Genomic DNA, 14421 nt, shown 5'->3' with positions numbered 1-14421 from the left:
CGCATTAATAACTCCTTTCAACGGATTGAACCCATTCATCTATATATGCCCCCTTTAATTGTTGTCGTAAAGCTTGTAAGCCTCTGCGAATATGAGTTTTCACTGTGCCCTCAGGACATTGTAAAATCACAGCAATATCCTTTACCGAGTAGTCTTGATAAAAACGTAATAGTAAAATCGTTTTATATTTTTCCTCTAGCTTGCAGAGTGCATGCCATAAATCTAGTTCTTCTTCGATATATGTAGGTGATGTACTATTGAGATCCTCTAATGTATGTGGTTCGACAAGCTGTACAGAGTTTTTCTTGGCAAGATAAGTTTTACTGCAATTAATAATAATGCGCGTTAGCCAGGTTGAAAAATAGTGAGGATCCTTTAATTGAGGTAGGCCCTCATACGCACGGATAATGGTCTGTTGAAAAACTTCTACGGCGTCATTTTCATTTTGGACATAAACATAAGCCATTCGATATAGCTTATGTTGCTCTTGTTCAATAAGCTGATAGAAAGCTTGCTCATCTCCGTTTTGTGCTAACTGTACTAATGATTGTTGCTTTGTAGTAATGAAAATCGCCTCCTTCCGACTATTAGACTTGGCAAACCATCATTTCGATTCAAGTTTTTTTATTTTATTGGAAATTTAGTAGGTTATCACCATAACGTAGGGTTGATTTCCGTTCCTCTAATGCTAATCTCCAAGTGTTGAACGAATATCAACTTATATACATAGCATAAGTTTTAACCAATGAGTACCTAAATTTTGATGTTGTTCTAATTTTTAGCCAATGTCCAATTTATGGTTATTATTTTATTGCTATAATACCATTTATAGGTGGAAGTGATGGACGTTTAAAAAGAAAAACTAACTAGAAGCATTTTAGAATTAAGGTGCAAGATGAAAAAAATTGCTGTACATAAGATACGTATTTTCGATCTGCTCTGTTTAGCAACAAGAAATTAGATACTTATAGAAGGAATTTACCTACCTTTACTAGAAGGTCTTATATAAACAATCATAAAGGGGTGATTCGTTGCGATTAACGAAAGGGATTTCAGGTTTTGATGCAGAGCATCTAATCGAACAGGATATGCGTACTTTCCAGTCGATGGTTTATCATCTAGTGACAAGCGAACAACGAGCAAAAGCGTTGCAATTTATCGATCAGCCTCATTTTGTTTATATGCAAGCGGTGATTCAACTGGAGGATGAGCGTTTGACAATTCTCCATCATCGGCTGATGCCTTATATTGCATTTGCTAAGTTTGATGAAGAACTAAGCTTTCAATTTTTAACAAAAACTCACTTACACAAATATTTTCCGATGCGTAAATGCCTTACAACTGATATATTAAACACATTGTTGACGCAAGATAAGGATTTGCACAGTTTATCTGAGGTGGAGTGGACCTATATTTCTCACTTTGACAGTAAAACTATAGGGGATGTTATTTTTAACTATTGGGATTAATTTTTAAATAGAAGGAACAGCTTGTTTTTTAATGCTGTTCCTTTTTATGTGTGTTAAAAGTCCTAATTTTGGTGTCCGAGTAGTCCATCTGCTTTATTTTTCAGATAATATAATATGCTATAAATTACATAAAAATTAACTAGTTATTTCATTTAATGTATAAAAAATTCCTGATTCATCCAAGTTCGCCTTTAAAGTGGTAGATTACTAATGGTATTCAAATTATGATAAAGCACAATTTGCATTGTAAAATAAGGAGAATTTGAAATGAATTTTAAGTCTATTAGTAAAAGAATCGTTTTTTCTTTCAGCATTGTTATAGCAATCGTCATTTTTTACTTTGTTTACAATAACTTTGCAATACAACAAAGCAATAACGCAACGGAAAAAATCGTTGATGAAGAATTGCAATTACTAATTGCAGATTATGAGCAAGCTCAAACGATATCACTAAGAATTGCTGCAGCTAGAGGGTATGTACTTTCTGGCGAAGAAAAGTATAAGAAGATTTTTGAAGATACTGTAAAGCATGCTGTTGAGAACGAACAGAAGCGTTTAGAAATTACAGAGTCAGGAGATTTCGGCAAAATTGCGGAAATGGCGAAGGAATGGAATAGCTATGTGGAAAAAGAGGTATTTGATGTTTATGATCGAGGCCAGAAGGAACTAGCGACGAAAAATTTAGCTTCTATGAGTGATAAGGCGACGGAAATACGTGAAGGCTATGAAGGATTAGCTGAGCATCGTAAGCAATCGATTAATGCGGCTGGCGCAGACATTATCAGTGCAGGAGAGACTAAGCAGCTGACAGGTAGTATCGTAGGAATTGTCATTGTGATCATTACTATTATGATTGCATTGTTAAGTGCTCGACTGATTTCAAGACCAATCATCGCTTTGACAAATCGTATGCAACGAATTACTGAAGGTGACTTAAGTGAACCTGCACTTGCTGTGAAATCCCAAGATGAGATAGGGCAGCTTACAGAAGCGACTAATAAGATGTCCGATATTTTGAATCGATTATTAAAGCAAATTCAAACAGTATCTAATGACGTAGCTGCGCATAGTGAAGAGCTTATGCAATCATCGACAGAAGTGAAAACGGGTACGGAACAAATTGTCGATACAGTTACTGAAATTGCAAGTGGCACAGAAGTGCAGGCGAGCAATGCTTCAGATGTAGCGACAACAATGACAGAATTCACCTTAAAGGTGACAGACGTCAACAATAGTAGTACAGATGTTCAGCAATATTCCCAACATGTTATGGCTTTAACGAAAGAGGGCCAAAGTTTAATGGATGCATCAACTGCGCAAATGACATCCATTCATCATATTGTGAAGGATTCTGTTTATAAAGTGGATGAACTTAGTAAACAAACCCAGGAAATTTCAAAAATCGTAGCTGTCATACAGGATATTGCTTCACAAACGAATTTACTTGCTCTTAATGCAGCAATCGAAGCGGCTCGCGCAGGGGAGCATGGTAAAGGGTTTGCGGTCGTTGCAGACGAAGTTCGTAAACTCGCCGAACAAGTATCTGTCTCCGTGGACGATATAACGGGGATCGTTCAAAAAATTCAACAAGATTCTAACACGGTAACTTCCTCACTGGAAACTGGCTATCATGAGGTCGAAAAAGGTACGGCTCAAATCGCATCTACAAATGAAACATTCAACCAGATTGCAGAGGCCGTTTACGCCATGTCAACGAATATTGATGGCGTGATGACAAAGCTAGAAGAGGTAGTACAAAATACCGTTACGATTAATAAATCAGTGGACGAAATTGCCGCCGTATCAGAACAATCCGCTGCAGGCATCCAAGAAACTTCAGCAACAATCGAACAAGCAGCAAGTTCCATGGACGAAATCAAAAATAGCTCAGCGAATTTAGCGGGCATGGCAGAAAATTTAAATGACCTTGTTAGGAAATTTAAATTATAATTAAAAGTATTGTGTTTTGTAGCAATTGAATTATGTAAATTAGTTAAACCAGCAATCGACGAGAAAATCGTGTGATTGCTGGTTTTATTTTATTATGTGGTTTAGAAAGTAGGTTGAAATCAAAAGAGTAAATACCTTTATCAAATATAGTTTTGTCGCTCTAAATAAAAGCTGGTTGTAAATTATTTATCCAAAACTTGAATAACAGGAAGTTCAATGAGGCTATAAATAAAATAAAACCGACAATTAATTTCATGTTTTCATGAATAAGCTTCGATAAGGAGTGTGGAGATGGCGACACTTGTTGTAAAGAGAGGTATTATGTACAAATACCAAAGCATTGGGCAGGCGATTCAAGAGGCAAAGCCAGGAGATTTTATTGAAATCCGGGAAGGAATGTATGAAGAAAGCTTTGAAATTTCCCAAAGGCTTACATTGTATGGAGTAGGAAACGTAATCATTAAAGGTGGCGTGTTTATACGCTATCAAACACTTGTGAATATGCGAAATTTGCGTTTTACGCAAGGGCAAGGTATTTATGTAAAGGGAGATTTACAGCTAGAAAACTGTGTTATTGAGCAGCAAATGGTGCAAACACAAGTAACTGTAAGCTTCGGAAGTTTAATGATGAAAAATGTTGATATTTTAGCGAGTCCTATCAATCATGTTGGCTTACGTATTGATAATGGTTCGAGTGTTATTCTTGTAGATACGACTATCCAGCATCATAAGAAGGCTCAAATGATGGTGCAAAATAGTGAAATCACCTTGACGAATTGCATGCTGTTGGAAGGGCGAGCGAATGGCATTTATGCAATACGAAATGTGAAAATGGAGATGGTGGATTGTGAAATTCATGGGCATCAAAAGGCACAAATTGTTGCAGCCTCCAGTTCAATTTCAATGATGAATACACTTATTCACCAAGGGCAAAGTATAGGGATTCAAGTTTTCGAGAACACGAAGCTATCGATGGATGGCTGTGAAATCAAGCAACATCAAGACACGCACTTAGTTGTTCATCAAAGTGAGATGTTCGTGACGGATTCTATCTTTTCTGATGGAGTGGGAAATGGCCTTTTTCTTGGAGAGAAATCGAAGGCGATAGTGTACGATTGTAAGTTTCATCGTAATGTGAAATCACAGTTGTTAATTGAAAATAGTAAAGGTGAGTTTCGTACATGTAGAATAGAAAAAGGAGAGGCGACGGGAGTAACGGCTGTTAATGAAGCGGATGTATCGATGACAGAATGTAATATCCAAGAACACCCGCAATTTCAAATGATTGTTGACGCCAGCGGGCTAATGCTCAATCAGTGCATGATTCAAATTGGGCAGGCAGGTGGTATTTATGGCAATGATCACGCTAAGATTACGCTCCAGAATACCATAATTCGAGAGCTCGAAAGTCACCATATTTATATTAATAACGCTCGGCTCTTTACTGATAATTGTACTTTCGAACATATTCGTGCGAATGCGATTACTTGTATTGATGCTATTTTTGAAATAGCAAATAGTAAATTTAAAAACTGTTATGAAGGGCCGTATGCAATCGTTTGGTCTGATCAGTCAATGGGCCGTTTTAAGCATTGTACGATTGATGAAGCGGATCGTCCATTTTTAGCGGTGTCCAATCAATCTTTACTTGAGATGGTGTATACAGATCTAGTTTCTGTAAAAATCCCCTCTATTGTACAGGGGAAAAGTCAATTATTTATCGAAGGGTATACAAAAAAGGCATTGTGGAAGAGTGATTCATCGTCGAGAATAATTTATTTGCAAGACAATAATAAAACAAAGCACAGTGTAATAAATCAAGCAGAAGCAGCCGACATGAAAATACTGGACGAAAGATTACGAATACAAGTTGAAAATTTACAAAAACTTAACATTATAGCCTCAACGAATAATGTTAATAAAACAGTATAGGTACCGAATAAATAAGTAGGATAAGTAGTTTCAATTATTTTGAAATTACTTTTTTTATGGGGTAAAAGTACTGTAATAACGGTGTAAATAAATATGATGGATACGTAAAAAGACACTTCTTCATTGTTCATAGCCATTTATATTTGTATGTAAACGGTTTCTTTATAATGATATTTACACTGTAGCGTCGAATTCTAAAATTCGACAAAAGCACTTGTTATTTTTATAATAGAGTTAGTGAATAACAAGTATCGATTTAGGCATTGTATTAAAATTATTATTAAATAACAATGTTTTTTTTGCAGAGGTTAAAATTTTATTACATTTAAGTAGATTTTGGATTGTTTAATTTGTATATGTTATCCTGTAATCAAAGAAAAAAGTTCATGAAATGCTTTACTAGTTCGTTGTTTTAGTAATATGAAAAATGATTGTAAAATAATAATTGGATGAAATAGAGGTGAAAAAGGAATGTTTGGGCTGACAAAAGAAGAAATTATGTTAATGCTTGAGAAGGCAGGATTAGAGGAGATACAAAAAAATGCAATTGCGGACATCCTGCATCTTAACAATTTGCGAATCGAGCAACAACTTGCATTTATTATCCATCTAGTAATGGACGAGCGCGAAAGAAGTATTGCGAACAATACATATTTAAATTAGAAAATATTGTAGGATAAGTAGCTATCTTTTTGACATATTCCATATGGTTTGAAATTGATGACAACCAGTGTGAAAAATAATAAACCTTTATTACGATTATATTATCCTACTTATAGATGACAAAAATCACAAGTGCTATTTCCTAAAGGCACTTGTGATTTTTTTTGAACATAAACATCCCTTGTGAATGGTAAAATTTGAAACTTTTTTATTTTTCAGAACGTAAAGAGATAAGATAGAAAAAAAGGGGAGGGGGAGTAGTTTGAAGCAAGCGCTAATGATACTCGATATTCAAAATGATTACTTTAGTGATCAAGCGAGAATGCCTGTAGCAAAGCATCAAATTGAGCCAACTTTAAATAGCATAAATGACCTTATAAAAAGCGCTGTAAAATCAAATGTTCCAATCATCTATATGAGGAATGAGTTTGAGCGAATGCAGATCCTTTCGAATTTTTTACGAAAATTCACAGCTTTAAAAGGAAGTAAGGGTGCTGAATTGGATGAACGATTATTAAGAATGGATGGTGTGTTTTTTTCAAAAAATAAACCGGATGCATTTAATAATCTAACTTAGTAACGTATTTAAAAAATAATGACATAAACGAGTTAATAGTAACAGGTGCATTTATAGAAGGTTGTGTCACAGCAACTGTGAAAGGGGCTCTAGCTAGAAGTTTTGCTGTAACAGTTGTAAGAGATGCAGTTGCAGGTGCTACAGATCAAAGTAAGGAAACCGCCTTAACAAAGCTAGCTACACAAGACCTCTCAATCTATATTTCTCAGCAGGTTTTTAAAAGCGACAATGACAAGGGGGAATTTTAAAATGACACTTTTACAACGATTAATCGAACAAGCTAAACAACCACGAGGATTCGTAGGCTCATTGATGTTGCGAATTATGAATAAGGCACATAGCGGTATGAATACTTGGCTCATGAAACAGGAAGCTGTAAATGATGGTGATATTGTGTTAGATATTGGATGTGGAGGTGGCAAAACGCTTCAATCCTTATCGGAAATGAATCCAAGTGGTAAAATCTATGGTATAGACTTTTCTGCGCAGGCGGTTAAAGATTCTACGAAAACCAATCTAATGGATGTGACAAATGGAAAAGTGATCGTAACGCAAGCAAGTGTTTCAAGCATTCCGTACAAGGATAAGTTTTTCGATACGATTACAGCATTCCAAACGCATTATTTTTGGCCAGATTTAGCAAATGATGTGAAGGAAGTATTTAGAGTGTTGAAGGACGATGGGAAGTTTATCATCATTTCGGAGCTCTATAAAATTAATTATCATATGAAAGCTTATAAAACTAAGCCTGAAATCAAGCAGTTATTTGAAAATGTTGGGTTTCAAACTGTTACGATACGAGAAAACACGCAAAAAGGTTGGCTTTGTATTACAGGAATTAAATGAATCATAGTAAATGGAGGATATATCAATGAAAAGATGTGAATGGGTCAAGCAAGATGAGCCTTTATATGTTGAATACCATGATAAAGAATGGGGTATCCCAGTCCATGATGATCAGCATTTATTTGAAATGCTTTGTTTAGAAGGAGCACAGGCTGGTCTTAGCTGGTGGACGATTTTACAAAAGAGAGAGGGCTACCGGGCAGCTTTCGACCAATTTGATGCTTCGAAAATTATTCTCTATACGGAGGACAAGCTACAGGAGCTTAGACAGGATTCTCGCATTGTAAGAAATAAGCTTAAAATTGCTAGTGTTGTAACGAATGCTCAAGCCTTTCTCCGTATACAGGAGCAGTATGGATCCTTCTCTCAATATATTTGGGGCTTTGTAGACCATCAGCCGATCATCAATGAATGGTCGTCCATTGCAGACGTACCTGTTACAACAGAAATTAGTGAACGTATGAGCAAGCAATTAAAAAAAGACGGCTTTAAATTTGTTGGTAGTACGATTTGCTATTCATTTATGCAGGCAACAGGAATGGTAAATGACCATGTCGTCGATTGTATTTGTCGAGATGAAGAGGTAGCTGATGAAAGTTGATGATATTAAGGCTCAATTAGTAAGGCAAGCAACGATTTTTGAAACGGGTGGTATTAGACCTACATATGACCTGCTAGAAAGCTGGATAGGCTTTGTAGGATGGTCATTACCTGCAGAGGAGTGTCCACAAGGGTTTCAGCCACTTGCTTCATTATTCTTAAAGGAGCTTCCTTTTGTACCCACATCGCTTCAACATATTGAGCTGCTAACGTTATTTATGAATGAAGAAATATTTGATCACCTCATAGAAGATGATCTTAGCCGTTTTTTTGAAATAAGAGCATATACTTCTTTAGAAGGTTTAGTCCAGCAAAATTGGCAGCATGACCGAATTCGAGCTTTCCCACTTATTCCGAAATGGATTGACAATGATTATCCGACATGGGATGGGGGAGGGATTCCGTCTGATGTGGAAGATGAAATTTTGAGGCTAGAGCACGAGGAGGATGTTGAGTACTTCGATGATATCGTTGAAGAAATATACGCCGTGCATAAAATTGGTGGCTATCCAGCTTTTTGCCAAAGTGGTCGTGATTATGGTGAGGAATTTCCGTTTGTACTCCAAATTGCCTCAGACGGGAAGGCATATTTTAATATCGTCGATAATGGGAATTTCTATTTCTTTTTTAATCGTGAGCTAAACGAGTGGCGTGTAGATTGCGATTTTTATTAGCGGTAAAATCATTTTTACGTTCAAACAGCAATGTTACAGTGATGGCATGATGAGGAGGAATGAAGATGAGGAGACATACTTCAGAAGCTAGAAAAGTAAAGAAGGTGAGAAAAATGGAAAACAAAACAGTCATTAAGAGTGGTATTAGTTTTGGCTCGGTATTGGCGATTACTATTTCTTGGAGTGTCAATCATTCGATCATCTGGGCCATCATACATGGTTGTTTAAGCTGGTTATATGTCATTTATTACGCAATATTTAGATAGAATCCAATTAAAGAAGCGCAAATACGGAACCTGACACTGTGCAATTGTTTAGCGATACATTGCATCGTATACATACAATAACGAATGTGTACCTCGTTCATAACTTTTGAGCATTTAGCATAAATAACTAAGTGCTCTTTTTTTGATGAAAAGCTCATATTCAGAAAGATTACTAACGTCTTTCCATGTATCGTAGTAGAAAGGTTGATAGAATGACACATCAAGTAACCGGCAAAAATAATTTTGATTTTAATGCTTCAGGCGTTGATGAAATATTACAAAATGTAGCGTATATATTATCTACTTTCGTAATTTCTTGCCCTTTGTACAGAGATTTTGGTTTTAGACTAGACACTCTTCCACCTTTCCAGCTTGCCAAAAGACGAAATACTGCACGTCTTTTAGAAAGCATTCAACGTTTCGTGCCACAAGTTATAGTTATAGATGTGGATTATCTTGGAGATGCATATGTAGGAAAATTAGAACCTGTTGTGAAAGTTATCGTTAATAAATAAATTTTAAGGTAATTTTTGTCCTTTACAACAAATTTGCCAGGTGAATTAAATGGTAGCCTGGCAAATTGATAAAAATCATTTCGATCAATGCTGTACATTCCGGGAAAATCGGATAAATTCATGATTTAAAAAGAGAAGCGTATTCTATTAAAAAGATGGAATGGAGAGAATATATGAGAGGGTTCAATAAAAGCCTTTTTATTTTATTTTCCGTGATCGTAATAGCTGCTGCCTTGATTAAGTATAATCAACCTTCAAATGAAAGATCCATTCAAAAAAATCCCGATACAAATTATAATGAAGAAATTGGAGAGAAATTACAAAATACGAATTTTACAAAAAAAATTATAGTAGCGTTACGAGCAGCAGGCTATTATCCAGATAGTACGATCGGCTACTTAATTGAATCTCCAAACAATCAAGTAATCACTATACCATTACATAATTTAGATAAATTAGAAAAAAGTACAGAAAGCGAAATCCAAAATATCGTCAATAGTATTGCGGAAACAAATGATCTTCAACTGTTTATCGTTAATGTCAGACTTATTGATGCATTCACAACAAGTAAGAATGGTTAAATGCCTCTAACAAGATACAAAAATCTATGTGCTATAATCAAGAAAAGAGGTGATTATTCTGAGAATTTTAGTTTTAGGCGCCACTGGACGCGTTGGAAGCCACATTGTTTCACTAGCTTTACGAGATGAACATAGCGTTACAGCGTTAGTTCGTACCCAAAATAAGCTAAACCTAAATGATGAAAATTTACAGATTGTACAAGGAAATGTATTAAAAAAACAAGATATAGAAAATGTCATGGTGAATGTTGATATTGTGATCAGTGCATTAAACACAGACGGCACCAATACATTAACTAAGAGTATGCCGCTAATTCTTGAAGCAATGGAAAAACAGCATGTGAAAAGAATTATATCGATTGGAACGGCGGGAATTCTACAAAGTCGTCTGACACCAAATGTATTGCGTTACCAATCGAGTGAGTCCAAAAGAAAAACAACCTTTGCGGCAGAAGAGCATCATAAAGTCTATCAGTTATTGAAGAAATCAGACTCTGATTGGACAATCGTCTGTCCTACATACTTACCTGACGGTGAATACACGGGTACCTATCGCATTGAACAAGACTTTTTACCGGATGGTGGGGGAGAAATATCTGTAGCAGATACGGCAGAGTTTGCCTATCAACAAATTCAGAGTAAGGAATATGTGAAATCGCGAGTAGGTATTGCATATTAGATTTCTAAATACGAATAAGATGCGGACAAAACGAGGTAGAAAAAAGACTGCGGGTAGTGGAAGCTTGGCAAATCTTGTTCAATTAAAGGGAGCGTTAATCAAAGAATGATTAACGCTTTTTTTGTTGAAGTGAAGTGATATTCAGTCAGAGGAAACCACAACATTATGCGAAATTACTCATACAATCAATTATTTGATGTGACATGCAAAGGTGTAATTTAATGAAAGAAGATCTCTTTCTACAATGGGTTCTCCACCTGCTTTTAGACACCTTTCACTTGCCAAATTAATTTCCTGTTGATTAAAAAATGATTGCACCCCAGTTAAAAACACTACGCCAAAAACAAGTAATAGACCAATTTTTAAAAATGGCCTTTTCATTTTATCGCTCCTTCTTTTGAACATGAAGTTCTCTACTTCAATACCAATGAACCCTTTACTCCTAGAAGTCACACAACTATTAATTACCGTTTTATGGTGATGGCTATTATTTACAGTTTAATGGAAGAACAGAGGGAAGTACATATAACATAATTCCTTAAACGTTTAATGTTTCTGTTGTTAAAGTATGAAATTAGGAAACGGGAAATGAATAGAGAAGGTTAATTGACAAATTGTATACATTTGTATACACTGTAAATGTAATCGATATTGTATACAAATGTATACAAAGAGAGGGGAATGAAAATGAGAAGTGAAAAAATGAAGGAATTTAGAGAAGAAGGACATCATCGAGGGGGACGTCATAGAGGAAGAGATGGTTCTCATCAACGCGGACCTAAAACTTTCCGTCGAGGAAGAGCAATCGCTTTTTTAGAGATGATGAATTTAAAGCGTGCAACGATTAAGCAACAATTAGAGCAACCAGAGTTCCAATCGATTCAGCCAATATTAGTAGGTGAATTAAAAGCTATTGATATGGTCATCAATGAATTCATTCAATTATTTGAAATACATGAAAGTGAAACGCTGGATACACCCGACAATCAACAGGATGAAAAATCTATAAACCATGATGAAGAAGGGGATAACGTAAATGAAAATAATTAATACTTACATTGATTCTGTGTTTCATACGCAAGACTCTATTTTAGAGGAGGTTATTACGTCCATTCAAGAAAACGGGATGCCCGCCATTTCTGTTTCTGCTTCTTCTGGAAAACTTTTAACAATGCTTGTCTCGATGACTGGTGCTAAAAACATTCTTGAAGTAGGGGCTCTTGGGGGTTATAGTGGCATTTGTCTAGCTAGAGGGTTCGGAAGTGATGGGAAATTAACTTCGCTAGAATTAGAGGAAAAATACGCGCAGCTAGCTTACAGTAATTTAACGAAAGCAGGTTTTGCTGAACAAGTAAGCTATATGACAGGACCTGCATTGCAAAGCCTCGAAAAGCTGGAGCAGGGCAATGAGCGATTCGATTTTTTCTTCATCGATGCTGATAAGGATAATTATGAAAACTATTTAAATTACTGTGTGAAGTTAGCAAAACCTGATGCAATGATCGTTACGGATAATGTCCTTGCTAATGGGAGTGTGGCAGACTCAAATGCCCAACCAAAACGTTATACGGAATTAATGAAGAAATTCAATATTGCAGTAGCAAACCACCCTCAATTAGAGTCGATTATTATTCCAATTGGTGATGGTATGACACTTTCAAAAGTGAAGAAGTAAGTACTATTTTGTTTCGAAGGCGCTGACGTACAACATGTTAGTGCTTTTTTGTTTTACAATTTTGCTAGTCTACAAGTATAAGTAATTAAGTATCCATCCGGCAATCCCAGCAATAATTCCAACAATAATTAAAATAAGCCCATGCTTTTTCTCATAATAATCACTTCTTAAAACAATGCCCATACAAATGGCCATAATACCAAAAAACAATTGAAAAAAGACAAGTGCAAAGGAAGCGTTTAACCAACCAATTAGTAAGAGTAGGGATTTATAGTTCTTTTCAGAGTTCATACACATTCCTCTTTTCATATTATGTATATATATCATTCTATTGGAATGTTTTATTGAAAATACATGATTTAAATTGGATATTAACAGAAGTGTAAAAAAAGGGGAGCCACGAATAAGATAGGGTTTCATTAAAAAAGACTGCAATCAAACATAAGCTTGGTTGCAGCCTAATGTCAAATTAAATTATTTTGATAAAAGTAGAGGGGGGCCTCTCTTATTTATTTCAATCTTAAATGTACTATTGGATAAGGGCGACCTGAACTATCTGTTGGATCTTCGCTGACAATTGTGAAACCATTGTTCAAATAAAACATCTTTGCGTTTTCATTGTCTTTATTAACATCAACAGACCTTACATTAAAATCTCTAATAAGTTGTTGTATTATTTGTTTTCCATAACCTTTTCCAATTTCAGCAGGTTCTAAAAATAGCATTTCTAAATGCTGATGATTCGTACCTGAAAAACCTATCAATTCATTTTCCACGAACCAAAGTCTCACATCAAGATGTGGGAAATACATGGGGATTTCCTTTTTAATGTCTTCCTTATCTTTAAAACTTAAAAAATCATGGGTTTTGGAAACGGATCTATTCCAAAGATTTATAATAGTTTCATAGTCATTAGTTGTTGCTTGTCTGTTTTTCACAATGTTCTCTCCTTTTTCTCTTCATGTATCACGCTCCTTTTCATTTTTTATTTGAAGATTTTAACGATATAGCACCAATCTATATAAAATTTCATTTTTTAATTTCCTTTCAAATTAGGAATTTGTTCTTACAATTTTAAGTAACGAAAATTGTAACATATGGCAATGGATGAAACAAAAAGGGCCACCACAATAGTAGTGACCCTTAGTATCAAGTCAGGAGGTGTAAGGCTAAATTAGCTTTACACTACTATTTATATGATGGTGAAGCAATTAAAGTTAGTTTTGTGCCTTCAAACTAGATTTATTTTTAACTTATTACAGCAGGTGTCCAAACACCCGTTAAAATAGAGGAACACAGTCAAAGTGTGGCAATACCGAAATCGTATCGGCCTAGCACAAAGACGATTCCGGATGCAATTGTGTGATTTATTGATAGGATACCACTATCACAAAATCCTCGACTTACCTAATTTTAGTTCCGTTTGGTACAGGTTGCTCAGGCGCTAATAAAATCACATCTCCTTCTATCGGAACGCCACCAATCACTAAAACTTCTGATTTAAAGCCTGCTACACGACGGGGAGGGAAATTAACGATTGCTACTACTTGCTTATGAATAATTCCTTCAGGTGTATAGTGTTTAGTAATTTGAGCAGAAGATTGCTTGTGTCCGATTTCTTCCCCAAAATCTATTTTCATTTTAATGGCAGGAACCTTTGCTTTCGGAAGTACCTCAGCCTGGATCACAGTACCAATTCTAATATCAAGATTCATGAAGTCTTCTATAGTGGCCATAAAATAACTCCTTTATTTAATTTTCAATTTGTATAAATTCTTGTAAATTCTTTTCGATGAAATTATTTATTTTTTTTATAGTAGTTGGATAAATATTTTCGAACATTACATAAATCGATTCAAATGATGCATGGAGCTCTTTGTTATGATTTAATTCATCACGAGTGATTGAAAAATTCTCTAACGTACTAGGGTGATTATGTCGTTTTAACTTCTTTCAGCGAGTGTAGAAACACCCGTTGAAAGAAGTTAAAGCCT

20 protein-coding genes are annotated in these 14421 nt (G+C 35.4%); 15 read left to right on the top strand and 5 right to left on the bottom strand.

The window, feature by feature from the left end; all coding sequences use genetic code 11:
- Nucleotides 1–4: 4 nt before the first annotated feature.
- Nucleotides 5–466: a sigma-70 family RNA polymerase sigma factor gene (locus ABNX05_RS03005; protein ID WP_349658355.1), complete on the bottom strand. Its 462-nt coding sequence runs from the start codon at nt 464–466 to the stop codon at nt 5–7.
- 565 nt (nt 467–1031) lie between these two features.
- Between ABNX05_RS03005 and ABNX05_RS03000 the strand changes: the two genes are divergently transcribed.
- The 13 genes from ABNX05_RS03000 to ABNX05_RS02940 all read left to right on the top strand — a co-directional run bounded on the left by ABNX05_RS03000 (nt 1032) and on the right by ABNX05_RS02940 (nt 10752).
- Nucleotides 1032–1469: a hypothetical protein gene (locus ABNX05_RS03000; RefSeq protein WP_349658354.1), complete on the top strand. Its 438-nt coding sequence runs from the start codon at nt 1032–1034 to the stop codon at nt 1467–1469.
- 267 nt (nt 1470–1736) lie between these two features.
- Nucleotides 1737–3419 (top strand): methyl-accepting chemotaxis protein, encoded by a 1683-nt coding sequence (locus tag ABNX05_RS02995; protein WP_349658353.1) that lies wholly within the window; start codon nt 1737–1739, stop codon nt 3417–3419.
- Nucleotides 3420–3710: 291 nt separating this feature from the next.
- Nucleotides 3711–5351, top strand: a complete 1641-nt coding sequence (locus ABNX05_RS02990; RefSeq protein ID WP_349658352.1) for a right-handed parallel beta-helix repeat-containing protein — start codon at nt 3711–3713, stop codon at nt 5349–5351.
- 471 nt (nt 5352–5822) lie between these two features.
- Entirely contained in the window at nt 5823–6014 is a 192-nt protein-coding gene (locus ABNX05_RS02985) for a hypothetical protein (protein WP_079560942.1), read from the top strand.
- 262 nt (nt 6015–6276) lie between these two features.
- Nucleotides 6277–6591 (top strand): cysteine hydrolase family protein, encoded by a 315-nt coding sequence (locus tag ABNX05_RS02980; RefSeq protein WP_349658351.1) that lies wholly within the window; start codon nt 6277–6279, stop codon nt 6589–6591.
- Between the two features lie 23 nt (nt 6592–6614).
- Entirely contained in the window at nt 6615–6839 is a 225-nt protein-coding gene (locus ABNX05_RS02975) for a cysteine hydrolase family protein (protein WP_349658842.1), read from the top strand.
- 1 nt (nt 6840) lies between these two features.
- Nucleotides 6841–7437 (top strand): class I SAM-dependent methyltransferase, encoded by a 597-nt coding sequence (locus ABNX05_RS02970; RefSeq protein ID WP_349658350.1) that lies wholly within the window; start codon nt 6841–6843, stop codon nt 7435–7437.
- A 25-nt stretch (nt 7438–7462) separates the two neighbouring features.
- On the top strand, nt 7463–8038 hold the full coding sequence (locus ABNX05_RS02965; protein WP_349658349.1) for a DNA-3-methyladenine glycosylase I: 576 nt from the start codon (nt 7463–7465) through the stop codon (nt 8036–8038).
- Entirely contained in the window at nt 8028–8711 is a 684-nt protein-coding gene (locus ABNX05_RS02960) for a DUF1963 domain-containing protein (RefSeq protein ID WP_349658348.1), read from the top strand. The genes ABNX05_RS02965 and ABNX05_RS02960 overlap by 11 nt, the downstream gene beginning before the upstream one ends.
- Before the next feature lie 65 nt (nt 8712–8776).
- Nucleotides 8777–8977, top strand: coding sequence for a hypothetical protein (locus ABNX05_RS02955; protein ID WP_349658347.1), 201 nt, complete (start codon nt 8777–8779; stop codon nt 8975–8977).
- A gap of 212 nt (nt 8978–9189) precedes the next feature.
- A complete protein-coding gene (locus ABNX05_RS02950) occupies nt 9190–9492 on the top strand; it encodes a hypothetical protein (protein WP_349658346.1) in 303 nt (100 codons plus the stop codon).
- A gap of 173 nt (nt 9493–9665) precedes the next feature.
- A complete protein-coding gene (locus ABNX05_RS02945) occupies nt 9666–10073 on the top strand; it encodes a hypothetical protein (RefSeq protein WP_349658345.1) in 408 nt (135 codons plus the stop codon).
- Nucleotides 10074–10131: 58 nt separating this feature from the next.
- Nucleotides 10132–10752 (top strand): NAD(P)-dependent oxidoreductase, encoded by a 621-nt coding sequence (locus ABNX05_RS02940; protein WP_349658841.1) that lies wholly within the window; start codon nt 10132–10134, stop codon nt 10750–10752.
- Nucleotides 10753–10941: 189 nt separating this feature from the next.
- On the opposite strand, the gene ABNX05_RS02935 is transcribed toward ABNX05_RS02940, so the two are convergent.
- Nucleotides 10942–11133 carry a hypothetical protein gene (locus tag ABNX05_RS02935; RefSeq protein ID WP_349658344.1) on the bottom strand — a complete coding sequence of 64 codons (192 nt, stop codon included), beginning with the start codon at nt 11131–11133 and terminating at the stop codon, nt 10942–10944.
- A 306-nt stretch (nt 11134–11439) separates the two neighbouring features.
- Here ABNX05_RS02935 and ABNX05_RS02930 point away from each other — a divergent pair, with 306 nt between their 5' ends.
- The gene (locus ABNX05_RS02930; RefSeq protein WP_349658343.1) at nt 11440–11802 is read left to right on the top strand and encodes a hypothetical protein; all 363 of its coding nucleotides are present in this window, start codon (nt 11440–11442) and stop codon (nt 11800–11802) included.
- Nucleotides 11789–12427 (top strand): O-methyltransferase, encoded by a 639-nt coding sequence (locus tag ABNX05_RS02925; protein WP_349658342.1) that lies wholly within the window; start codon nt 11789–11791, stop codon nt 12425–12427. Before ABNX05_RS02930 ends, ABNX05_RS02925 begins: the two co-directional genes overlap by 14 nt.
- Before the next feature lie 69 nt (nt 12428–12496).
- On the opposite strand, the gene ABNX05_RS02920 is transcribed toward ABNX05_RS02925, so the two are convergent.
- The 3 genes from ABNX05_RS02920 to csaA all read right to left on the bottom strand — a co-directional run bounded on the left by ABNX05_RS02920 (nt 12497) and on the right by csaA (nt 14163).
- Nucleotides 12497–12718, bottom strand: a complete 222-nt coding sequence (locus tag ABNX05_RS02920; RefSeq protein ID WP_349658341.1) for a hypothetical protein — start codon at nt 12716–12718, stop codon at nt 12497–12499.
- Nucleotides 12719–12936: 218 nt separating this feature from the next.
- Nucleotides 12937–13365 carry a GNAT family N-acetyltransferase gene (locus ABNX05_RS02915; RefSeq protein WP_349658340.1) on the bottom strand — a complete coding sequence of 143 codons (429 nt, stop codon included), beginning with the start codon at nt 13363–13365 and terminating at the stop codon, nt 12937–12939.
- A 465-nt stretch (nt 13366–13830) separates the two neighbouring features.
- Nucleotides 13831–14163, bottom strand: coding sequence for a chaperone CsaA (csaA, locus tag ABNX05_RS02910; RefSeq protein WP_349658339.1), 333 nt, complete (start codon nt 14161–14163; stop codon nt 13831–13833).
- Nucleotides 14164–14421 lie beyond the last annotated feature (258 nt).

Origin of the sequence: Lysinibacillus zambalensis (assembly GCF_040183165.1) — a bacterium.
Classification (GTDB): Bacteria; Bacillota; Bacilli; order Bacillales_A; family Planococcaceae; genus Lysinibacillus; species Lysinibacillus zambalensis.
This window is presented reverse-complemented; position numbering and strand designations above follow the sequence as displayed.